This window comes from Methylobacterium mesophilicum SR1.6/6, from assembly GCF_000364445.2.
In the GTDB taxonomy this organism is placed as follows: domain Bacteria; phylum Pseudomonadota; class Alphaproteobacteria; order Rhizobiales; family Beijerinckiaceae; genus Methylobacterium; species Methylobacterium mesophilicum_A.
In genome coordinates this window covers 4724777-4745996 of sequence record NZ_CP043538.1, presented here as the reverse complement: position 1 = coordinate 4745996, position 21220 = coordinate 4724777, and the positions used below count along the sequence as shown (strand labels likewise).

Sequence of the window (21220 nt, the reverse complement as noted above, 5' to 3'; positions counted from 1 at the left end):
CGCCTGAGCCCGTTTAGGCGCTCAGGCGGCCTCTGCTGAGGCCAGAGGTGCGATCCGCTCGATCTCCGGCCCAAGCGTGCGGCTCCGCGTCTCAAGCTCGAACTGGCGTTGCAGGTTCAGCCAGAAGTCCGCGCGCGTGCCGAGATACCGGCCGAGGCGCAGCGCCGTATCGGTCGAGATGCCGATCTGCTCGGCCGCAATCCGCTCGATCCGGGTTCGGGGTACGTGGCAGGCCCGCGCGATCGCACCGGCGGACAATCCCAGGGGGATGAGAAAGTCCTCCCGCAGCACCTCGCCAGGGTGCAGCGGCGGGAGAGTTGTATCGGCCTCGTACGCAATGGCCATCGTCGTTTGCTCTATCCTCGCAGGTTTCACCCGCAATCAGCGGTAGTCGACTATCTCGACGGCCTCTGGGCCGGTCTCGGTCCAGCGGAAGCAAATCCGAAACTGGTCATTGATCCAAACGGCGTGCTGCCGGTTACAGTCCTTCGTCAGCGGGTGAAGCTTGTTGCCCGGCGGCACCTTCAGATCTTGCAGAGATGCTGCCGCATGGACCTGGCGTAGCTTGCGTCGCGCGACATTGAGGATTGCGGCAGGAATGCTCCTGGGATGCCGACCTTGGAAAACCGCCTCCGTCATCGCGTTCGCGACACTCCGGATGGGCATGACCGTGTCCCGGGACGACGCGAACTGTATCGCTCAGTGATACGTCCCAACCAAGTGCCGCCCGCCTGCCCCATCCTCGCAGCACCGATCAAGATTCCCACCTGAGCCCGAAGGCCGCGAACCCCCGGACCCCCATGCAGCTCGCCGGCATCCACCACCTCACCGCGGTGACAGCGCGCGCGGCGGAGAACGTCGCCTTCTACACCGGCACGCTCGGCCTGCGCCTCGTGAAGAAGACGGTGAACCAGGACGACGTCTCGGCCTACCACCTGTTCTACGCGGACGGGCTGGCGAGCCCCGGCACCGACATCACCTTCTTCGACTGGCCGGCGGCCCGGGAACGGCGCGGCTCCAACAGCATCACCCGCACGCATCTGCGCGTGCCCGGCGCGGGCGCGGTGACGTGGTGGCACGCGCGCCTGCGCGAGGCCGGGATGGTCGAGGCCGAGCCCGTGCTCCGCGACGGGCGCGTGACCCTGGATTTCGAGGATCCGGAGGGACAGCGCCTCGCCCTGGTCGATGACGGCGGCACCGGCCCGGAGCATCCCTGGGACGGATCGCCGGTGCCGGCGGCCTACCAGATCCGCGGCCTCGGGCCGATCCGGCTCTCGGTGCCGGAGATCGGGCGCACCGCCGCAATCCTCACCGAGGTGCTCGGCATGCGCCGGGCCCGGGCGTTCCAGACCGAGGACGGGCCGGTCGAGGTCTACGCCATGGGTCCCGGCGGCCCGGCCGCGGAGCTCCAGCTTCTCGCGGACGCGTCCGCACAGGCCCGGCAGGGGGCGGGCGCCGTGCACCACGTCGCCTTCCGCATCCCGGACGGGGATTACGGCGCCTGGGCTGATCGGCTCCGGGCCGCCCGGGTGCCGACCAGCGGTCCCGTGGACCGCTATTACTTCCGCAGCCTCTACTTCCGCGAGCCCAATGGCATCCTGTTCGAGATCGCCACGGACGGGCCCGGCTTCACGGCCGACGAGCCCCTGGAAACCCTGGGCGCGCGCCTCGCCCTGCCGCCGTTCCTAGAGCCGCGCCGGGCCGAGATCGAGGCCGGGCTCAAGCCGCTCCGCCCCGATCTTCGCGCCTGACAGCAGGCCGGGGCGGTGCACCCGGCGGCAACCCTCCCATGCTCACGGCGAGGCTGCAGCTCTTCCGGAATGACGCTAAATATTCGAACGATTCCAGGTCGTTCACTTCTTTCGCCTGTGTGATCCCCGCGCGCCTTGACGGGCGTGCTGCAACTGCGAAAGAAGCAGCGTATCTGTGTTCATCGTCCGGATCCCGGCGGGCCGTCCCATGGGGACGTGCTGAGGATCCGCCCCCGCCCGAGCCGGGCGGCGGGGATCCGCCGAACCGCGCGCCCCGAATCGTCGGGGCCGTGAGCCGAGCATCCGAGGATTCGAGGTCTGATCCGTCCATGAGCAAGTTCTACGAGGAGCGCGTTCTGTCGGTCCACCACTGGACCGACAACCTGTTCTCGTTCCGCACCACCCGCGATCCGGCGTTCCGCTTCCGCAACGGCGAGTTTACCATGATCGGCCTGGAGGTCGAGGGCCGGCCGCTGCTGCGCGCCTACTCGGTGGTCTCCGCCAATTACGAGGAGGAGCTGGAGTTCTTCTCGATCAAGGTCCAGGACGGGCCCCTGACCTCCAAGCTCCAGCACCTCAAGGTCGGCGATCCGATCATCGTCGGCAAGAAGCCCACCGGCACGCTGGTGCTCGACAACCTGCTGCCGGGCCGGAACCTCTACCTGCTCGGCACCGGCACGGGCCTCGCGCCGTTCCTGTCGATCATCAAGGACCCGGAAGCCTACGAGCGCTTTGAGAAGGTCGTGCTGGTCCACGGCTGCCGGCAGGTGCAGGAGCTCGCCTACGGCGAGACCATCACCGAGACCCTGCCCCAGCACGAGTTCCTGGGCGAGATGATCTCGAACCAGCTGATCTACTATCCGACGGTGACCCGCGAGCCGTTCCGCAACCGCGGCCGGATCACCGACCTGATGGTCTCGGGCAAGCTGTTCGAGGATATCGGCCTGCCGGAGATGTCGATCGAGAACGACCGCTTCATGCTCTGCGGCAGCCCCGACATGATCCGCGACACCCGTGAGCTGCTCTCGGGCCGCGGCTACGAGGAGGGCAACCACGGCGAGGCCGGTCACTACGTGATCGAGAAGGCCTTCGTGGAGAAGTAGGTTTTCCGGACTTGGCGCCGGCCCGGTGCGGTTCGCCGCGCCGGGCTTTTTCGTGCCGCGTTCCCACCAAGGCGGTCCGGCGCGATTCGCCTCTCCGTCGGCGGCGGGGCGAAGCTCTCTCCCGCCCGCGCCGATCGGCCTCCCGCATCCCCGAGACGGTCCGCTTCGCGCCTGTCGGCGCGCTGATCGACACGCCGTAGGACGGCGGCCACCCTATTGCTGCGGCACCGCCGGCATGCCGTCGGCGAAGGGGCCTCCCCCGGCGCTGAACAGCTTGCGCAGGAAACCCGGAGCGATCGCCGAGAGCGGGTTCACGCTCACATCCGGTGAGGCGAGCTTGCCGGAAACGCGGAAGTTGACCGCGAACAGACCCTCGTTGTGCCCGCCGCCGAGCAGCGGCCCGAGCAGCGGCAGCTGCGAGGCGACGTTGTTCAATCCGTACAGCGGTACGAAGGTCCCGTTCATGTCGGTGCGCTCGCGGCCTGTATCGAGCCAGCCCGACAGGGTGAAGCCCATGGCGGCGTTCGAGATCGCCGCATCGCTGAAATCGACCCGGGTCCCGTTGCGCACGAAGTTGGCGCGCATCCGGTCGAAGGTGACGTCGCCGGCGCTCCGGCCCGGGGCGGCCCGGCGGCCGCGGGCCGCGTCCGTGTCGGCCGCCTCCGGGCCCTGCGCCATGATGCTCGACAGGGCCGGCTCGTTGCGCAGGGTGAAGTCGCGGATCTGCACCACGCCGGATTGCGGGCCGTCATTGAGGCCGATGCCGGCATTGAGCCGCCCGCCATACATGCGGCGGTAGACGTCGACGAAGCGCAAGGTCGCGCCGGCATCGGCGGCGTCGACGGCGAGCGTCGGCGCCCCGCGTTCGCGGGTCACCGTGGCGGCGAACGGGGCGGACCGGAACCGCCCGGTGATGTTGGCGGCGCGCAGAGTCTTGCCGTGGAGGGAGAGCTGCAGCTTCGCGCTGGTCAGCGCCTCGTCGTTGAAGCCCGTCACGATCGGCAGCTGGATGTCGGCCTCGACATCCTTCGGGTTCGATTCCTTCGCCTCCTTGCCGCCTTTGGGATCCGGCGCACCGAGCGATTTCAGGAACGGCCGCGCGTCCACCACCGCCCCCCGGACCAGGACCTTGTAGCCGCTCCCGATCCGATCGAGGCTCACCCGCAGGTCGTCGCCGGGCGAGAGTTTGACGCTCGTCAGGTCCGCGCGCTCCAGCCCGCCGTCCGGAGTGATCGTCACGCTGCCGCGGGCTGTGGCCGGGGCGGCGTCGAGAGCGAAGTCGCGCAGCTCGAGGCTCTGGCCGTTGTCCACCAGGGTGAAGGTGAGCCGGCCCGCCTTGCCGGCGGGCTTCGTCAGGCCCGGAAGAAGCCCGTCGATCCCGGCCCTGGCGAGGTCGGCTTCGACCTTGATCGGCGGCTTTCCCGAACCGGGTCGGCCGATGGGCACGACGGCGCGGACCGGGATCGTGCCCGTGAGCTGCGGCGCGGTCGGCAGGCCCTTCCGGCTCCGGACCGCATCGTCCAGGGCGAGGTTGACCACGGCCTCGCCGGGCTGCCCGACCTTCGGTTGGCGCATGTCGACCGAGACGGGCGCCCCCGCGACCCGGCCGTCGCCCTTCAGCGCGAAGGCGCCCCGATCGTACGACAGGGCGAACTTGCCGGCCTCCAGCCGGTCCTTGCCCATCACCTTGTCGACCGAAAGGTCGGCCAGCGTGCCGGTCAGCGTCACCGGAAGATCGGGCAGATCGGGGATGTGCTTGAGATCGAGGGGGAAGTCGACGCGGAGATCCGCGCTGCCCTTGATCGTGGCAGGGTCGAGATCGACGCTCATCACGCTCTTGAACAACTTGGCCTGAAGGACGGAGGCCATCCCGTCGGCGCCACCCGAGAGCCGCATGCCGATCTGCGCGACCACCCGGTCCGGCGTGATCTGCGGGATGACGAAGTTGCCGTCCGAGATCGCGAGTCCGCGACCATCCGGTCCGTGGACTTCGGCGGTCACGTTGCGCACCGTGGTCGAGCGCCCGGTGATGGTTCCGACGACGTTGCCCTTCGTCACCGGCGGCGCGTCGGCGGTGACGTCGATCGCCGCGTCCGAGACGTGGAAGTTGATGTGGACCGAATCGTCGGGCGCCGGCTCGCCCCGGGTCGCGGCGGCCAGGACCGTGCCCGACATCTTCACCCGGATGTCGACGGAATCCACGCGGCCGCGCCGCAGCTGGTCCACCAGATAGGTCCGGGCCGGCGGCGCGATATGCTCGGGCCAGAGGCGCAGTCCGGTCCGGACCTCGCCGTCATGGCCGACAATGTGGAGCGTGAGGCCCCCATCGTCGGCCGAGGTGCCGATGGTCCCGGTGATCGTTCCCGACACGCCCGGGGCCGACAGGGTGAGCGCATCGATGGCGATGCCGCCGTCACGGCCGGAAAGCTGGGCATCCAGCGCGCCGATCTTCACCGGCGCGTCCTTCGATGTCGCCCCGCGCAAGGTGGCGTCGCGGCTCGCCAGCGTCGCGGTCCAGGTCGTGCCCGCATCGGGAGGGCTCCCCTTCCACGCCCCCGTCAGGTGCACGGCGTTGCCGGCCCCGCGATAATCCAGGCCGGCAAGTTCCATGACGCGGCCGGCCTCGTCCCAGGTCAGGTTGGCGTCCAGGCTCTCGACGGTGACGGGATTGAAGTCCTTCTCCTCGATCAGGAACGTGCCGTCGCCGGTGTGGAGCTTGGCGCTCATCGTCTGGATGCGTCCCGCCGACAGGCTCACGTCGGCGCGGGCCGAGACTTTCAGATCCGTGGTCAGCGGCAGGCCCGACTGGCCCGAGAGCAGGAGCAGGTCGGTCACCGGCAGGTCGTCCAGCGTGATGACGCCTGAGCGCGCACGCCCTTCGCCGCCATCGCGCAGCGAGCCGCCGAAGCGCCACTCGCCGTGCGGTCCGTCGAGACGCAACTCGAAGTTGCGAGTGCCATTCACCGGATCGCGCCCGAACAGCCCGTTGACGCGCGAGAAGACCGCCCGCTCGTGCCCGTCCTCGTCGATCAGGCGCAGGCGCGCGTCGGTCACGCGGGCGCGGTCGAGGGCTCCGACTACGCCGCTCGAATCGAGCACCACCCCGAAGATCGACGCGATGGCGGCCGAGAGCGGCGAGACGCTGCCCCGGACTCCGTCTACGCTTGGCGGCGTGACCGGCTCGATATCGACAGGGTGGTTGGCCTCCGAGGCCGCGAAGGCGATGGACCCGTCCCGGTGAACCAGTGCGGTGGTCTGGGTCTCGCGGAATTCGATGGAGCGCGGCTGAAGGTTGAGCCGCAGCAGGCTCCAGAGGTCCAGGCTGACCAGCGCCAGAGGTGCGCGGACGACCAGGGCACCTTGCGGGTTACGGATATCGAGCCCGGAAAAACGCAGCCTCAGGGCGTTCTCGCGGTCGAGCTCGAGGCTGCTGCCGCGGATCCCGATGCTCCAGCCGGGCCCGATCCGCTCGGCCACCGCGGTCGCGACGCGGCGCGAGAGACCGTCGATCTGCAGCGGCCCATTGGACAGGCGCACGGCCACAACGCCGATCCCGGCGCCGAGGAGCAGCACCAGAGCGAGGGCGCTCACGAGGCAGACACCTCCGACGCGCCGTGCCCTCCCCCGGGGTCTGCATGCCGACGTTGTCTCGTCCGCCATCGGGACCCTTGTTCCGGGGGGCTCTGCGCGCGGGACCGTCAGGCGCCGCGGCCGGTGGATCGAAGCGCGCCCGCGCTTTACAGCGGCCGCGACTCCGGTTTTGGCTCGGACGTGCACGGCGCAACCTTGTGATGCCGCGCACCCAATCGATTGCACATCATCAATCGGCCGAAAGGAAGGCACGATGTCCTTGTCCGAGGGCGACTCCGCCCCTGATTTCGACCTGCCCGCCTCCGCGGGAGGTCGCGTCGCGCTCTCCGCCCTCCGCGGTCACAAAATCGTGCTCTACTTCTATCCGAAGGACGACACGAGCGGCTGCACCCTGGAAGCGCAGGCGTTCAACGCGCTCCTGCCGGCCTTCGCGGAGGCCGACGTGAAGGTTGTCGGCCTTTCGCCGGATCCGGTGAAGAGCCACGACAAGTTCTGCGGCAAGTACGGGCTCGCCTTCCCGCTGGCCTCAGACGAGGACAAGGGCGTCCTCGAGGCCTACGGCGTCTGGGTCGAGAAGAGCATGTACGGCCGCAAGTACATGGGCGTAGAGCGCACCACCGTGCTGGTCGACCGCGACGGCCGCATTGCCCGGATCTGGCCCAAGGTGAAGGTGCCGGGCCATGCCGAAGCCGTGCTGGAGGCGGCCCGCGCCCTGTCGTGATGGAAGCCGAGCGGGCTCAACCCGGCTCTCGACGGATCTTTAACCTTACTGAGGCTTGAATGACGGCTCCCGCGGGGCCGTCCCGATGCTGTGTTCCAAGATCTTCTCGCGCGTCCTGCCCCGTCGGGCCATGCCCTGGCTCGCCGCGGGCTTCGGTCTCGCCCTCACTTGGGCCCTCGGGGCTTCGTACCTGATCGTCTTCCACGACGAGGTGCTCGCCGGGTTCGTGGCCCGTCAGGCTGCGATGCGGGACGCGTATGAGGCGCGGATCGTCACCCTTCAGGACTTGCTAGATCGGGACCGGCGCGCCCGCGCCGGCACCGAGGCGGCCCTGAGCGACCGGGTCTCGGCGGCGCTGGAGCGTCAAACCGAGCTGGAGCGGCGCGGGGCGGCCCTGACGGTCCTGGAACGGCGAGGCTTGTCTGATCCGGTCGTCACAGGCGCACTGCCATCGGCTCGCGATGCCGGCGGCGATGGTCTCTTCCTGCGCCCGTCCGAGGAGGCCGACGTGCTTCGCCCCGCCATCCGCCCGCTTCCGCGCCAGAGCGCGCGCGACGCCGAGCTGGGTCTCATCCGACTGGAGGCGCGTCTCGACGGCCTGCAGGCGGCGCAGGGCGAGCGCCTCGTCCGCCTAGCCGGCCGGGCCGAGGACGAGGTCCGGCAATTGCGCAGCCTGATCGGCCGCACCGGTCTCGACCCCGGCCGCTTCGACGCACCCGTCCCGACCGCCGGCATCGGCGGCCCGCTGGTTCCGCTGGACGCTCGAGGGCTGGATGGGGCCGGCTTCGAGGCCGGCCTGGCGCTGGTGCGCCGGGCCCTCGGCGACGGCGAGCGCCTGCGCCGGCTCGCCGCCGCGCTGCCTCTGAGGCGTCCGATCCGGGGCGCGGCCACCGTGTCGAGCCCGTTCGGCACCCGGCTCGACCCGTTCACCCGCGGCCTCGCCCTGCATACCGGACTCGATCTGAAGGCGGAGTACGGCGAGACCGCCCGCGCCACCGCGTCGGGCCGGGTGACGGCCGCGGAGTTCGCCGGGGGATACGGCAACATGGTCGAGATCGATCACGGCCGCGGCCTGACGACCCGGTTCGGCCACCTCGCCCGCATCGCCGTGCGCCCCGGTCAGCGCGTCGCTGCGGGCGATGTGGTCGGCTTCGTCGGCTCGACGGGGCGCTCCACGGGGGCGCATCTGCACTACGAGACCCGGGTCGACGGCGAGCCGGTGGATCCGCAGCGCTTCCTGGATGCCGGCGCGCCCTCCGCCTTGGCGCAGCTCAACGCCGACTGAATCCATCGCCGGAAAGCCCGCTCCGTGCTAGCCTCTGAGTCGCGATCGGAGGCTGCCGTGGCATTGGCCGTGAGGCGCGACGCGCGCAAGGGCGTCGCAGAATACAAGCGCTGGCTGGAGCCGCGACCGGATGAGGAGCGCTGGGCACCGCTCGACGGCGAACCTGTGCTCATGGCGCCGCCGCGGGAGCGGCATCAGGCGATCGTCGCCGACTTGATCCGTCGAAACGACGACCTCACCGACGGCAAAGGCTGCAGTGCGATGCCCGGTTTGGCGATCCTCAGCGACGCCATGGACGATGTCGCACCGATCCCCGAGGTGGTGGTGCAAGTCGGACCGCCCGTGCCGAACGGCTGCGCCGCGGATTTGCTCCGCGTCGCCGAGGTTCTCTCCCCCACGACCATGAGCCTCGATTGCGGGCGTAAGATCGACTTCTACCGGACCGTGCCGAGCCTCAGCACATTCCCGATCGTCTGTTCCGACGAGGCGCGGATCGCGGTCTGGCGGCGGGCGGGCGAGGATTGGAGCGTCGCGGCTGTCGGGCTCGACGGCACCGTGCCGCCGCCGGACCTCGACGGCGCTGTGCCGGTGCGCGACATCGACCGCGGCCTCGCCTTCTGAGCGCTGGCACCCCACATCATCGAACGGCCAAGCATCAAGGCACTGACTTGCCCCATTTCGAAGATTTCTACGCTGCCAAGCTGCGCGGTTCCCTCGGCGTGACCGACGCGGAGTCGGTGCTCGACCTGCGGGGCACCAACCGGGCGACCGCCGAGGCATCGCTGAAGGACATGCTGGAGCGCAGCCGTTTCGCCAAGGGCAAGACTGTGGCGATCCGGCTCGACCCGCCCCCGGACGGCGGCGGCGAGACCCTGTTCCAGCCGGCGGGACGCTTGCTCCTCGACGCGAAGCGCCGCGGCCTGATCGAGCGCCTGCAGACCCTGCCGGCCCAGGACGGACTCGGCTTCTACGTGGCGCTCGCCGGTCGGGCGGACCGGACGCCCATGTAGGACCGCCTCGAAGTCGCGCCGGCAACGGATCGGGTGCGCGCCGCCGGGCGTTGATCGGTCCCGCTTCACCGGAGGCCGCCCGTCGATGCCGCTCCTGCCGTGTCACCGATCCCAATCTTCCCGGTTCCGTCGATGAGCGCCTTCCCCGGCGGTCGCAACTCGATCGAGCGCATCGCCCGCTTCGGCTACGGCGCCCGGGGGGGGGTCTACCTCGTGGTCGGCGCGCTGGCCCTGCTGGCGGCCCTCGGGCACGGCGGGCGGGCTGGCGACAGCAAGGACGCCCTGCGGGCGGTGATGGCCGGCCCGTTCGGCGCGGCCATCGTCGGCTTGATCGCGCTGGGCCTCGTCGGCTTCGCCCTCTGGCGCCTCGTCGAGGGAATCACGGATGCCGACCGGCGGGGCACCTCGGCCAAGGGCCTCGCGGTGCGCGGCGCCCATCTGATCAGCGCCGGACTCTATCTCGGCCTCGCGGCGAGCGCGGCGTCACTCAGCCTCGGTCTCGGTATGGGCGGCGGCGACGGCATGCACGACTGGACCGCGTGGTTGCTCGCCAAGCCGTTCGGCCGCTGGCTCGTGGCCTTGGGCGGTCTCGCGGTCGTTGGCGGCGGCTTCGGCTTCCTCGGCAAGGCCTGGCGCGGAGACGTCACCGACCGGCTCAGCCTCGACGCGCGGGCCCGTGACCGCTGGGCCGGCCCGATCGGACGGTTCGGCTACGCGGCGCGGGGCTTGGCCTTCCTGATCATCGGCGCCTTCCTCGTGGCGGCGGCGTGGCACCAGCGCTCGTCCGACGCCAAAGGGCTGACCGAAGCCTTCGCGCTGCTGCGTGCCCAGCCTTACGGTTGGGTTCTGCTCGGGCTGGCGGCAGCGGGCCACGTCGCCTTCGGTGCCTTCGGGCTGATCCAGGCCCGCTACCGGCACATAGATGCGCCGGACATCGATCGCGTGGACGACGCGGCCGGTGCCGCGGCCCGGGCGCTGACTTGAGTCCGACGATTTATTATCTGTTCTGATTGTAATCTGACGCCGGCTTCCCAAGTAAAAACAACCCTCCGCGCAATTCAGTGCTCTGGGCGACGTTGTGGAGGCGATAATGGCGAGAATCTTGATCACCGGCCGGGCACAGACGGTGACCACGGAAGACTTCAACGAGCGCGTCCGGATTCTGATGCTCGACAAGCTTGATCCCGTGAAGGGCCGCATCTACCAGCGGACTTTCAAGGCGGGGTTTTCCGGCTCGCCCATCAAGTAGCCGGACGGGTCGCCGGATCTGCGGTCGCGCCTCCGTTTGGCGCGCCGTCCCCTGTGCGTTGACAGCGCCGATGCCGCGGCGGATACCCCGCGGCATCCCATCCGGCCCCCGATGCAGCAGCGCCTCTACAAGACCGCGGTGATGGTGACCCACGACCTCGCGGCGACCGTTGCCGCCGTGGTGCTCACCTTCCTGTTCCGCTTCCAGGGCGGCATGCTGGCCGAGCGCCTGCATGCCCTACCCCTGCTGCTGCCGCCGTTCCTAGTCTTCGCCGGCTTGGTCTACGGCCGCTTCCGCCTCTACCGGACCAAGTGGCGTTTCGCCTCGTTGCAGGATCTCGCCGGCATTGTCCGGGCGGCCAGCGTGCTGGCGCTGGCGCTTCTGGTCACCGATTGGGTCCTGGTCTCGGCCGATCTCTACGGCTTCTACTTCTTCGGCAAGATCGCGATCCTGCTCTACTGGGTGCTGCAGATCTTCTTCCTCGGCGGCACGCGGCTCGCGTTCCGCTATCTCAAGGACACCCGCTCCCGGCAGTCGAGCGCGCGGGCCGCCACCGTGCCGACGCTGCTCCTCGGACGCGGCGCCGATATCGACGTGCTGATCCGCGCCATCGAGGCCGGCTCGGTGAGGAAGCTGGCGCCACGAGGCATCCTGTCGCCGCGGGCGGACGAGCGCGGCCAGTTCATGCGCGGCGTGCCGGTCCTGGGCGGCTTCCCGGATCTTGAGCGGGTGGTTGCCGATCTCGCCGCCCGCGGCGAGCCGGTGCGGCGGCTCGTGGCCGCGCCGAGCGCCCTCGTACCTGAGGCGGCCCCAGACGACCTGATCGCCCGCGCCCGGCGCCTCGGCCTGCCGCTTGCCCGCGTCGTCGGCCTTGGCGAGGGCGTCCAGGGGCCGGAACTGGCGCCCCTTGAAATCGAGGATTTGCTGCTGCGGCCGACCGTGTCCATCGACCGGACGCGCCTGGAGACGTTCCTCACCGGACGCCGGGTCGTGGTGACGGGCGGCGGCGGGTCGATCGGCTCGGAGATCTGCCTGCGGGCGGTGGCCTTCGGGGCAGCCGCCGTGCTGGTGCTCGAATCCTCCGAGCCGGCGCTCCACGGTATCCTGAGCCATCCCGCGGTCCTGGCCGCCAAGGCCGAGGTCACGGGCGTCCTGGCCGATATCCGCGACGGAGAGCGGACCCGCGCGGTGATCGCGGCGTTCCGTCCCGATTACGTGCTGCACGCCGCCGCGTTGAAGCAGGTGCCTTATCTGGAGCGGGACTGGCAGGAAGGGATCAAGACCAACGTCTTCGGCTCGATCAACGTCGCCGAGGCCGCGGTCGCGGCGGGTGCCCGGACGCTGGTGATGATCTCCACCGACAAGGCGATCGAGCCGGTCTCGCAACTCGGCGTCACCAAGCGCTTCGCCGAGATGGTCGCCCAGGCCCTCGACGCGGAACTGTCGACCAAGCCCGGCCATCCGACCCGACTGATCGCCGTCCGGTTCGGCAACGTGCTGGGTTCCGTCGGCTCGGTCGTGCCGGTGTTCAAGGCGCAGATCGCCCGGGGTGGCCCGGTGACGGTCACCCACCCCGACATGGTCCGATACTTCATGACCGTGCGCGAGGCCTGCGACCTCGTGCTGACGGCCGCTTCCCACGCGGACGGCGAGGCACGCGGGGGCGCCGCGTCGGAGCGCGCCGCCGTCTACGTGCTCAAGATGGGCCAGCCGGTCCGGATCGCTGAGCTCGCCGAGCGGATGATCCGGCTCGCCGGCTTCGAGCCCGGCGCGGAGATCGAGATCGCCTATACCGGGGCGCGACCCGGCGAGCGGCTCAACGAGATCCTGTTCGCCCGCGAGGAACCCCGGGTCGCCCTGCCGGGCATTGACGGAGTGATGGCGGCGCGACCGGTCTTCGCGGACCGGGCCCGCCTCGAGGCCTGGGTCGCGCAGCTGCGGGCCGCCGTTGCGGCGGGCGACCGGGCCGCCGCCGAGGCTGTCTTCGAAGCTGCGGTGCCGCATTTCAGGGAGCGCGCTACGGAGCGGGCCGCGCGTCCGTCGGCATCCCCCACTGGGACCAATGCCGGACTCAAGGCGCCCGCCGGCGCGACGCCCGCCGTCATCGGCTGATCCAGCCGCCCAGGACGCTCATCCACCGTCGCGCGCAAGCCGCGCGAGCCCGTCCCGAGTCGGACCGGCCGGACGCCAGCCGAGGGATGCAAGTCCGTCGACGCGGGCCACCAGTCCTTCGGCGACGCGGGCGAATTCTGCGTCCCGGCCGGTCACCCGGCAGGCCAGCTTCAGCAGCCCGACCGGCACCGGGATCAGGCCTGGGCTCCGACCCAGTCCCTGGCGCAGGGCTGCGATCATCTCAGGCAGGCTCAGCGGATCCGGGTCGGCGGCGATAACGGCCCGGTTCAGCGGCTCCGGCGCCCGCAGCACGACATCGACCGCACTCGACAAACTCTCCAGCGCTATCAGCGAGCGCCGCGCCGCCAGGCCGCCGAGGGGCAGCGGATAGGGAGTGCGTGCCAGCCGAAGGAGCGCCGCCATGTTGCCCTTCACGCCCGCGCCGTAGACCAGGACCGGGCGCAGGGCGACCCAGTCGAGTCCGGTCTCGGCGAGCGCCCGCTCGGCGTCCAGCTTGGAGCGGCCGTAGGCATCGGTCGGCGCCGCGGGATCGCCCTCCCCGACCGTTCCGGGGGCGCTCGCCCCGACCTGGGCGCGGATCGACGACAGGAACACGAAGCGGCGCACCTTCGCCCGGGCCGCGGCCTCCGCGAGCTTGCGCGTCGCCTCGGTGTTGAGCGTCCGATAATCGTCCTCCGGGGCCCCCGACATGGCGTGAGCGAGGCCTGCCGAATGCACCACCGCGTCGACGCCACTCAGCGCCGCCGCCATGTTGATCGGCCGCGTCAGGTCGCCGACCACCGCGCTCGCCGCGCCCTGCGGCAGAGCCGTCGGCCGGCGCAGCAGGACCCGGACCCGGTAGCCGCGCGCAGTGAGATCGGCGAGCAGGTGGCGTCCGATGAACCCGGTCGCCCCGGTGAGCGCGATGAGTCCGGTCAAGGCTGAGTGGCACCTTCGGCTGGAGTCCGCGCCGGGGCGCGGGCAAAGCGGCGGAGCAGGCTCGCGACCAGGGCGAGTCCGGCCGCGAGAGCGGCGAGCGTGACCGTCCAGGACGGCCAAAGCAAGGTCGCGGCGGCAAGCGCCGCCAGGGCGAGATTGACGGCGAACACCGAACCCACCACGCCCGAGACCGTCAGTCCGTTAAGGGTGGCGCGCTGGTAGTAGTGTCCTCGATGCGCCTCCCAGACCCGCTCGCCCCGGGCGGCCCGGGCGATGAGCGTCAGCGTGGCGTCCGCCAGGTAGACCAGCGGCAGCAGTACGGCGGCTGCGAGGCTGCCCGCCACGGCCAGATGCCAGAGCAGCCAGCCGGTGACGAGGCCGATGGGCAGCGACCCGACATCCCCGAGGAAAAGCGTCGCGACAGGCCGGTTGAACGGCGCGAAGCCGAGCATCGCGCCCAGGAGACAGGCCGCGACCATCGTCGGCAGCGGTGGCAGGGGGCCGGCAAGGCCCAGCAGCAGGAGGGCGCCGGTGACCGGGACGAGTTCCGCGACGGTCATCCAGTCGAGCCCGTCCATGAAATTCGCCAGGTTCACGAACCACACGCCGGCGACGACGGCGAGGCCGCGTTCGAGCCAGGATGGGATGCCTGGTATCAGCCGCCCGTCCAGATGCCAGACCAGCAGGCCGACCGCCGCCGCCTGTGCGGCGAGCCGCAGCGCGGCCGGCAGGGGACGTATGTCGTCGACGGCACCCAGCAGTGCCAAAGCCAGAGCGCAGCCGGCAAGCCAGATCCAGTCCGGCCGTCCGCCGATCTCCGGCGCCGCGATGAACAGGCCCGAGATCGTGACAAGCGCCGTCACAACGGCGATTCCCCCTCCTTGCGGGGTCGGAACCGTGTGGCTGGAGCGGGCGTTCGGCCGCGCCAGCGCGTAGCGCTGCAGGAGCGGACGCAGCCGCAGGATGAGCCCGGCCGACAAGGCGGCGGTGAGCGGGACGGCGAGCAGGATGAGCGTGGGCAGCGCGGACGGCATGCGCCGTCCTACGCGATCCCGAGGACGACCGTGAGGGGGAGCGTCTTCCCGATCAGTAGACCTGCGCCTCCTCTCGCGGCCGATCCTCCTGGCCGTCGCGGCGATCCAGATGCTTCTCCACCACCTTGGCGAGGCCGACCATGATCTGGTCGATGGCGTAGTCCTTCGGCGTGTAGACGGCGCGCACGCCCATATTCTTGAGGACCAGCTCGTCCTCGGGCGAGATGATGCCGCCGACCACGACGGGAATGTAGTCGAGGCCCGCCTCGCGCATCTTGGCCCTCACTTCCCGCACCAGCGGCACGTGGCTGCCCGACAGGATCGACAGGCCGACCACGTGGGCGCCGGTCTCACGCGCCTTGGCGACGATCTCGGCCGGGGTCTGGCGGATGCCGTCGTAGGTGACGTCAAAACCCACGTCCCGTGCGCGGAGCGCGATCTGCTCGGCGCCGTTGGAATGGCCGTCGAGGCCCGGCTTGCCGACGACCAGCTTCGGCGTCTCGCCGAGCCGCTCGCCGAGATCGGCGATCAGGAGCTTGGCCTCCTCGGCCGCCCCGGACGAGACCGTCTCCAGCGTCACGCCCGTTGGCGCCCGGTACTCGCCGAACACCGCGCGCAGGCGGGCGCCCCACTCGCCCGTGGTGACGCCAGCCTTCGCGGCCTCGATGGAAGGCGGCATGATGTTGGCGCCCGAGCGTGCCGCCTGCTCCAGGGCGTCGAGGGCCTGACCCACGGCCCGCTCGTCACGGCCGCCGCGCCACTCGCGGATGCGGGTCTGCGCCTCCATCTCCACGGTCTCGGAGACGGAGAAGATTGCCCCCTCCCCGGCGGTGAGCGGGGACGGCTCGCCCTGCTGCCACTTGTTGACGCCGACGACGATCTGCTCGCCCGCCTCGATGGCCGAGATCCGCCGGGCGTTCGACTCCACCAGCGCACGCTTGAGCGCCCCGGTCTCCACGGCGGCGACCGCGCCGCCGATGCCGCCGATCCGCTCCAGCTCGGCGCGGGTCTGGGCCTTCAGCTCCTCGACCTTCGCCTCGATCACGTGGCTGCCGTCGAAGATGTCGTCGTATTCGAGGAGGTCGGTCTCGAAGGCCAGGATCTGCTGCATCCGCATCGACCATTGCTGGTCCCAGGGCCGCGGCAGGCCGAGCGCCTCGTTCCAGGCCGGCAACTGCACGGCGCGGGCGCGGGCACGCTTGGACAGCGTCACCGCCAGCATCTCGATCAGGATGCGGTGGACGTTGTTCTCCGGCTGCTGCTCGGTGAGCCCGAGGGAGTTCACCTGCACGCCGTAGCGGAAGATGCGCTTCTTCGGGTCGTCGATGCCGTAGCGCTCCCGGGCGATCTCGTCCCAGAGTTCCGAGAACGCCCGCATCTTGCAGATCTCGGTGACGAACCGCAGCCCCGCGTTCACGAAGAACGAGATCCGGCCGAACACCTCGGGGAAGCTCTCGGCGTCGAACTCCGGATCCTCCCGCACGGTGTCGAGGACCGCGATGGCGATGGCCAGCGCGTAGGAGAGTTCCTGGACCGGCGTCGCCCCCGCCTCCTGCAAGTGGTAGGAGCAGACGTTCATCGGGTTCCATTTCGGCACGTTCTTGGTCGTGAACAGGATCACGTCCTTGGTGAGCCGGAGGGACGGCGCGGGCGGGAACACGTAGGTGCCGCGCGACAGGTATTCCTTGATGATATCGTTCTGGGTCGTGCCCTGGAGGGCGGCGATGGGCGCGCCCTGCTCCTCGGCCACCGCGAGGTAGAGCGCCAGCAGCCAGGGGGCCGTGGCGTTGATCGTCATCGAGGTGTTCATCTGGGCGAGCGGGATGTCCTGGAACAGGGTCCGCATGTCGCCGAGATGCGCGATCGAGACGCCGACCTTGCCGACCTCGCCGCGGGACAGCTCGTGGTCGGGGTCGTAACCGGTCTGGGTCGGCAGGTCGAAGGCCACCGACAGTCCGGTCTGGCCCTTGGCGAGATTGCCGCGATAGAGCTTGTTCGACTCCGCCGCGGTGGAATGCCCCGCGTAGGTGCGGATGATCCAGGGCTTATCGCGGCTCGACTTGTCGCTCTTGGTCTCCGCGACGCTCGCGCCCATCCTCGCCTCCGTGTGATCTTTGTATCCGCGCCGGGCGCGGTCGTGCGGCCACCGTAGCGAAGGCTTGGCCACGCGTCATCCGCGACGGAAGTGCAAGAGCCTCCCGCATGCGGCCGACGGCCTTTAAAAAACTTGTGCGCGACGACAGCGGGATTTGAGGGTGCCGGCGCCGACACGCCTGTTTCGGTGGCTGGTATAAAGTCCACCTAAACGTCCGCGAGAGCGGCGCCTAAGGTCTCGGGCTTGTGACCTGCAACGCGGCGGGCGAATAATACTTGGTCGCGCGGGAAGGCGAATTTGAATACGTGAGCGGCGGCCCTTTGCCGACGGCTTTTTCAGGTCGGAAACCGTGGGGTTTCGACTTTCGACCCACTTGGACGCCCTCGACATCGCCGCTATAGCGCGAAGGAGAACCGCGGCCGTGAGCAACACGCGGGACGAGAGGAGAGTGAGATGGCGGCGAGCGCTGCGATCAGTCCGACGGGCGGGGAGGTCAAGGACCTCTACGAGATGGGTGAGATCCCGCCGCTGGGTCACGTGCCGGCCAAGATGTATGCCTGGGCGATCCGTCGCGAGCGCCATGGGCCGCCGGAGCAGTCTCACCAGCTCGAGGTGCTGCCGGTCTGGGAGATCGGCGACGACGAGGTGCTGGTTTACGTCATGGCTGCGGGCGTCAACTACAACGGCGTCTGGGCTGGCCTCGGCGAGCCGATCTCGCCCTTCGACGTCCACAAGGGCGAGTACCACATCGCGGGTTCCGACGCCTCCGGCATCGTCTGGAAGGTCGGTTCCAAGGTGAAGCGCTGGAAGGTCGGCGACGAGGTCATCGTCCACTGCAACCGCGACGACGGCGACGACGAGGAGTGCAACGGCGGCGACCCGATGTTCTCGCCCTCGCAGCGCATCTGGGGTTACGAGACCGGCGACGGGTCCTTCGCGCAGTTCTGCCGGGTGCAGTCCCGCCAGCTCATGGTCCGGCCGAAGCACCTCACCTGGGAAGAGGCGGCCTGCTACACGCTGACGCTGGCCACCGCCTACCGCATGTTGTTCGGCCACGCCCCCCACACGGTGAAGCCTGGCCAGAACGTCCTGATCTGGGGTGCCTCCGGCGGCCTCGGCGTGTTCGGCGTGCAACTCTGCGCGGCCTCCGGTGCCAACGCCATCGCGGTGATCTCGGACGAGTCGAAGCGCGACTACGTGATGAGCCTCGGCGCCAAGGGCGTCATCAACCGCAAGGACTTCGACTGCTGGGGCCAGCTCCCGAAGGTCAACAGCCCCGAGTTCCACGCCTGGACCAAGGAGGCGCGGAAGTTCGGCAAGGCGATCTGGGACATCACTGGCAAGCAGGACGTCGATATCGTGTTCGAGCATCCCGGCGAGGCCACCTTCCCGGTCTCGGCGCTGGTGGTGAAGCGCGGCGGCATGGTGGTGTTCTGCGCCGGCACGACCGGCTTCAACATCACCTTCGACGCCCGCTACGTCTGGATGCGGCAGAAGCGGATCCAGGGCTCGCACTTCGCCCACCTCAAGCAGGCCTCGGCGGCGAACCAGTTCGTGCTCGACCAGCGGATCGACCCGTGCATGAGCGAGGTCTTCCCCTGGGACAAGATCCCCCAGGCCCACACCAAGATGTGGAAGAACCAGCACCCGCCGGGCAACATGGCCTGCCTCGTCAACTCCCCGCGCGCCGGCCTGCGCACGGTCGAGGACGTGATCGAGGCCGGGCCGTTGAAGCGGTAAGGCTCTCGATCGGCCCGGCCCCGTCGCTCTCGCGCGGGGCCGGGCCGATCAACTCGGCTCCCGGCGTCCCGCGCCGACTCGCTGTACTGGAAGGCGCGCGGGTGGAGGGCCCAGGAGATCCTGACGGGACCCGGCCCCGAACCGAAAGGGGGCGGGGGTTTGAGTGGCGACGACGAGGCTTACGTCTACGACGCGGCGACGGGCGAATGGCTCCCGCCCGGTGCGGCTGCCCCCGAGGCGACGGCCGTCCGTGACGCGGCCGGCAACGTCCTGGCCGACGGCGGTTCGGTCACGCTGATCAAGGACTTCAAGGTCAAGGGCGCCAACCAGACCCTGAAACAGGGCACGGTCATCCGCTCGATCCGACTGACGGACGATTCGGCAGAGATCGACTGCCGCCACGCCACCATCAAGGGTCTGGTGCTGCGCACCGAGTTCGTGCGCAGGCGCTGAGGCCGTTTCTGGGCGGCAGCTTCCCCTGACCGTTCGCGCTACCGCCGCCGCGTCTCGTCCTGCGGCAGATGCCGGCCGTAGGCCTCCTGCTTCTCCGCGCGCTCCTGGATCAGGTCGGCGTAGGCCTGCCGCATCTCCGGCGACACGCTGATGCTCTTGCCCTTGGCGGCCTTGCGCTTGGGCGCCTTCCTGAAGGTGTTGTTCGTGTCGCTCATGCCGGGCCCCGCGTCGAACCGTGGCGGCATTGCGTGGCCGGACGACCGGTCCGGGAGCCGGCCGCCGCCCAGGGCCGGACTTCCGCCCTGTAGCGCATCGCGGTCCCGGACGCACGGTGGCCGGGGCCGGATTGATCTGGCCTGTCGCGACGGCCTCTGCCAGGATCGGCCCGACGAGCGTCGGGGGGCGAGAATGGTTTCGGGTGACGCGTCGCGGTGTCGGATCCCGGGCGCCCCGCGCGGCCGCGCCCGGCGCGCGACGGCCCTGGCGATCCTGATCGCCCTCGGCACCGGAGCGGTCGCGGCCCAGGACCGGCCGGCGCCCGCCCGGGCCGCTCCCGGATCCGTGCCGGCGGTCGGAGCGCCGGTCGACCCCGCCTTCGAGGCCATGAAGGCCGGCTTCGAAGCCCTTCCGGAGGCCGACCGCAAGGCCCTCCAGGATGCCCTGGTCTGGACCGGCGCCTTCAACGCAGTGGTGTCGGGCGCCTTCGGGCGCCGGACCTACGAGGCGCTCACCGCCTACGCCGCCCGGACCGGCGGGGCCGACCCCCTCGATCCGCGTGAGCGGGCGGCGCTGCTGGCCGCCGGCGCGGCTGCGCGGAACGCGGCGCGCTTCCGCGTCGCGGTCGATCCCGGGACCGGCGCCGTGATGGGGGTGCCCGAGCGCCTCTTGGCGAAGCGGACCGCCCTGCCCTCCGGAACCCGCTGGCAGAGCCAGGACGGGCGCGTGACCCTGGAATCCCGCGCCTTTCCACCCGGGGCCGAGAGCCTGGACGCGCTGTTCGAGAAGGCCACCGCGCCGCTCCCCGGTCGCAAGGTGACCTACAAGCTGCGGCGGCCGGACACCGTGGTGGTCACCGCCGAGACAGGGCCGGGACTGTCCTACATCCGCTACGCCATCGGACCCGAGGGCGTCCGCGGTTTCCTGCTCGGCTACGACCGCGCCCTGGCACCGGAGGTCGACAGGCTGGTCATCGCCGTGGCGAACGCCTTCGTGCCGTTTCCGGACCCGGCCGCGGCGCCGGCCGCCCAGCTTCCCTCAGGTCCGGCGCCGGAGACCCGTGTCCCCAACCCGGTGCCCCAGCCGCAGGCCGCCGCGCCGCTGAGGCCGGCGAGCCTCGCCTCCGCTCCGGCATCGGGCGCGGGCCTCGCAGTGGCGCCGGGACGCGTGCTGACCGCCACCGCCGTGCTGGAGAACTGTGTGCAGCCCCGCGTCGGCGCGACGCCGGCGCGGGTGCTCGCGACCGACCCGGCCGGTCTCACCCTCCTCGACGTGCCCGGCGCCCCCGCCCCGCTCCGGCCCGCGATCCGGTCCGAGACCGTCGGTGGCGAGGAGAGCGTGATCGCCCTGGCGCCGGGCTCCGACGGGGTCCAGGCCGCCCCCGGCGATGCGCGGGGCGGCGATGTGATCGCGGCGCTTCAGCCGGGTTCCAGCGGCGCGCCGGTGCTCGACCGGTCGGGGGCCCTCGTCGGCATCGTCGCCCGGTATCCCGCGGCGCCCCGCCGGGTCGCCGGGGTGGTGCCGCCGGCGCGCCTGCCGGTCGTGCCGGCACGGGCGATCACCGCCTTCCTCGCGACTCAGGGCATCGCCGGTGCGGCGCCGCGGCCGGGTGGCGGGCCCGGCGCGGTCGCGCCCGCCGTGGTCGGGATCACCTGCCGGTAGGGATCGCGCCGAACGTCGGATTTTCTGTCGCCCGACCGGGACCCGCGGCCATCCAGGGGCCCGGGCGGACGATCGTCCGCCCGGGCGGCGGGCTCCGGCTCAGAGCCGTCCGGTGACCAGGAGCACGATCAGCACGATCAGCAGGATGCCGCCCAGGCCGAAGCCGGGGCCGCGATATGCGCCGCCGCCGAGGAAGCCGCCGCCGCCGAAGGCCAGGATGATCAGGATGATGAGCAGGATGGTGACGAGGGACATCGGT

The 21220-nt window shown here is 70.6% G+C and carries 20 protein-coding genes; 12 read left to right on the top strand and 8 right to left on the bottom strand.

What is annotated here, in order from left to right:
- Window positions 1-21 precede the first annotated feature (21 nt).
- Both MMSR116_RS22540 and MMSR116_RS22535 read right to left on the bottom strand, forming a co-directional pair.
- Window positions 22-345, bottom strand: coding sequence for a HigA family addiction module antitoxin (locus tag MMSR116_RS22540; protein ID WP_010686242.1), 324 nt, complete (start codon window positions 343-345; stop codon window positions 22-24).
- A 36-nt stretch (window positions 346-381) separates the two neighbouring features.
- Window positions 382-666: a type II toxin-antitoxin system RelE/ParE family toxin gene (locus tag MMSR116_RS22535; protein WP_039894350.1), complete on the bottom strand. Its 285-nt coding sequence runs from the start codon at window positions 664-666 to the stop codon at window positions 382-384.
- A 134-nt stretch (window positions 667-800) separates the two neighbouring features.
- Here MMSR116_RS22535 and MMSR116_RS22530 point away from each other — a divergent pair, with 134 nt between their 5' ends.
- Both MMSR116_RS22530 and MMSR116_RS22525 read left to right on the top strand, forming a co-directional pair.
- Window positions 801-1751 carry a ring-cleaving dioxygenase gene (locus MMSR116_RS22530; protein WP_010686243.1) on the top strand — a complete coding sequence of 317 codons (951 nt, stop codon included), beginning with the start codon at window positions 801-803 and terminating at the stop codon, window positions 1749-1751.
- A 329-nt stretch (window positions 1752-2080) separates the two neighbouring features.
- Window positions 2081-2854, top strand: a complete 774-nt coding sequence (locus MMSR116_RS22525) for a ferredoxin--NADP reductase (protein ID WP_010686244.1) — start codon at window positions 2081-2083, stop codon at window positions 2852-2854.
- Window positions 2855-3067: 213 nt separating this feature from the next.
- Here MMSR116_RS22525 and MMSR116_RS22520 read toward each other — a convergent pair whose 3' ends face one another.
- Complete coding sequence (locus tag MMSR116_RS22520; protein ID WP_039894352.1) at window positions 3068-6514, bottom strand: DUF3971 domain-containing protein; 3447 nt, start codon at window positions 6512-6514, stop codon at window positions 3068-3070.
- 184 nt (window positions 6515-6698) lie between these two features.
- Here MMSR116_RS22520 and MMSR116_RS22515 point away from each other — a divergent pair, with 184 nt between their 5' ends.
- The 7 genes from MMSR116_RS22515 (at window position 6699) to MMSR116_RS22490 (ending at window position 12822) form a co-directional block, all read left to right on the top strand.
- A complete protein-coding gene (locus MMSR116_RS22515; protein WP_010686246.1) occupies window positions 6699-7166 on the top strand; it encodes a peroxiredoxin in 468 nt (155 codons plus the stop codon).
- Between the two features lie 85 nt (window positions 7167-7251).
- The gene (locus tag MMSR116_RS22510) at window positions 7252-8451 is read left to right on the top strand and encodes a M23 family metallopeptidase (protein ID WP_039894404.1); all 1200 of its coding nucleotides are present in this window, start codon (window positions 7252-7254) and stop codon (window positions 8449-8451) included.
- A 57-nt stretch (window positions 8452-8508) separates the two neighbouring features.
- Window positions 8509-9072 carry a Uma2 family endonuclease gene (locus MMSR116_RS22505; RefSeq protein ID WP_039894353.1) on the top strand — a complete coding sequence of 188 codons (564 nt, stop codon included), beginning with the start codon at window positions 8509-8511 and terminating at the stop codon, window positions 9070-9072.
- A 47-nt stretch (window positions 9073-9119) separates the two neighbouring features.
- Window positions 9120-9461 (top strand): hypothetical protein, encoded by a 342-nt coding sequence (locus tag MMSR116_RS22500; RefSeq protein ID WP_010686249.1) that lies wholly within the window; start codon window positions 9120-9122, stop codon window positions 9459-9461.
- A 132-nt stretch (window positions 9462-9593) separates the two neighbouring features.
- Entirely contained in the window at window positions 9594-10445 is an 852-nt protein-coding gene (locus MMSR116_RS22495; RefSeq protein WP_010686250.1) for a DUF1206 domain-containing protein, read from the top strand.
- Between the two features lie 106 nt (window positions 10446-10551).
- Complete coding sequence (locus tag MMSR116_RS31450; RefSeq protein ID WP_010686251.1) at window positions 10552-10710, top strand: hypothetical protein; 159 nt, start codon at window positions 10552-10554, stop codon at window positions 10708-10710.
- A 111-nt stretch (window positions 10711-10821) separates the two neighbouring features.
- Window positions 10822-12822 (top strand): SDR family NAD(P)-dependent oxidoreductase, encoded by a 2001-nt coding sequence (locus MMSR116_RS22490; RefSeq protein ID WP_010686252.1) that lies wholly within the window; start codon window positions 10822-10824, stop codon window positions 12820-12822.
- Window positions 12823-12840: 18 nt separating this feature from the next.
- On the opposite strand, the gene MMSR116_RS22485 is transcribed toward MMSR116_RS22490, so the two are convergent.
- From MMSR116_RS22485 to MMSR116_RS22475, 3 genes are read right to left on the bottom strand one after another with little or no spacing between them, the layout of a single operon-like run.
- Window positions 12841-13761 carry an NAD-dependent epimerase/dehydratase family protein gene (locus tag MMSR116_RS22485; protein ID WP_010686253.1) on the bottom strand — a complete coding sequence of 307 codons (921 nt, stop codon included), beginning with the start codon at window positions 13759-13761 and terminating at the stop codon, window positions 12841-12843.
- Window positions 13758-14795, bottom strand: coding sequence for a glycosyl transferase family 4 (locus MMSR116_RS22480; protein ID WP_010686254.1), 1038 nt, complete (start codon window positions 14793-14795; stop codon window positions 13758-13760). The genes MMSR116_RS22485 and MMSR116_RS22480 overlap by 4 nt, the downstream gene beginning before the upstream one ends.
- 52 nt (window positions 14796-14847) lie before the next feature.
- Window positions 14848-16890, bottom strand: coding sequence for a protein meaA (locus MMSR116_RS22475; RefSeq protein WP_010686255.1), 2043 nt, complete (start codon window positions 16888-16890; stop codon window positions 14848-14850).
- A gap of 453 nt (window positions 16891-17343) precedes the next feature.
- On the opposite strand from MMSR116_RS22475, the gene ccrA reads away from it, so the two are divergent.
- Together ccrA and MMSR116_RS22465 are read left to right on the top strand one after the other, a co-directional pair.
- Complete coding sequence (ccrA, locus tag MMSR116_RS22470) at window positions 17344-18630, top strand: crotonyl-CoA carboxylase/reductase (RefSeq protein ID WP_010686256.1); 1287 nt, start codon at window positions 17344-17346, stop codon at window positions 18628-18630.
- 159 nt (window positions 18631-18789) lie between these two features.
- A complete protein-coding gene (locus tag MMSR116_RS22465) occupies window positions 18790-19083 on the top strand; it encodes an alkylphosphonate utilization protein (RefSeq protein WP_010686257.1) in 294 nt (97 codons plus the stop codon).
- A gap of 38 nt (window positions 19084-19121) precedes the next feature.
- On the opposite strand, the gene MMSR116_RS31445 is transcribed toward MMSR116_RS22465, so the two are convergent.
- Complete coding sequence (locus tag MMSR116_RS31445) at window positions 19122-19298, bottom strand: hypothetical protein (RefSeq protein ID WP_010686258.1); 177 nt, start codon at window positions 19296-19298, stop codon at window positions 19122-19124.
- Window positions 19299-19491: 193 nt separating this feature from the next.
- On the opposite strand from MMSR116_RS31445, the gene MMSR116_RS22460 reads away from it, so the two are divergent.
- Entirely contained in the window at window positions 19492-20961 is a 1470-nt protein-coding gene (locus tag MMSR116_RS22460; RefSeq protein WP_010686259.1) for a serine protease, read from the top strand.
- A gap of 99 nt (window positions 20962-21060) precedes the next feature.
- On the opposite strand, the gene MMSR116_RS22455 is transcribed toward MMSR116_RS22460, so the two are convergent.
- Window positions 21061-21216 carry a hypothetical protein gene (locus tag MMSR116_RS22455; protein ID WP_007563230.1) on the bottom strand — a complete coding sequence of 52 codons (156 nt, stop codon included), beginning with the start codon at window positions 21214-21216 and terminating at the stop codon, window positions 21061-21063.
- Window positions 21217-21220 lie beyond the last annotated feature (4 nt).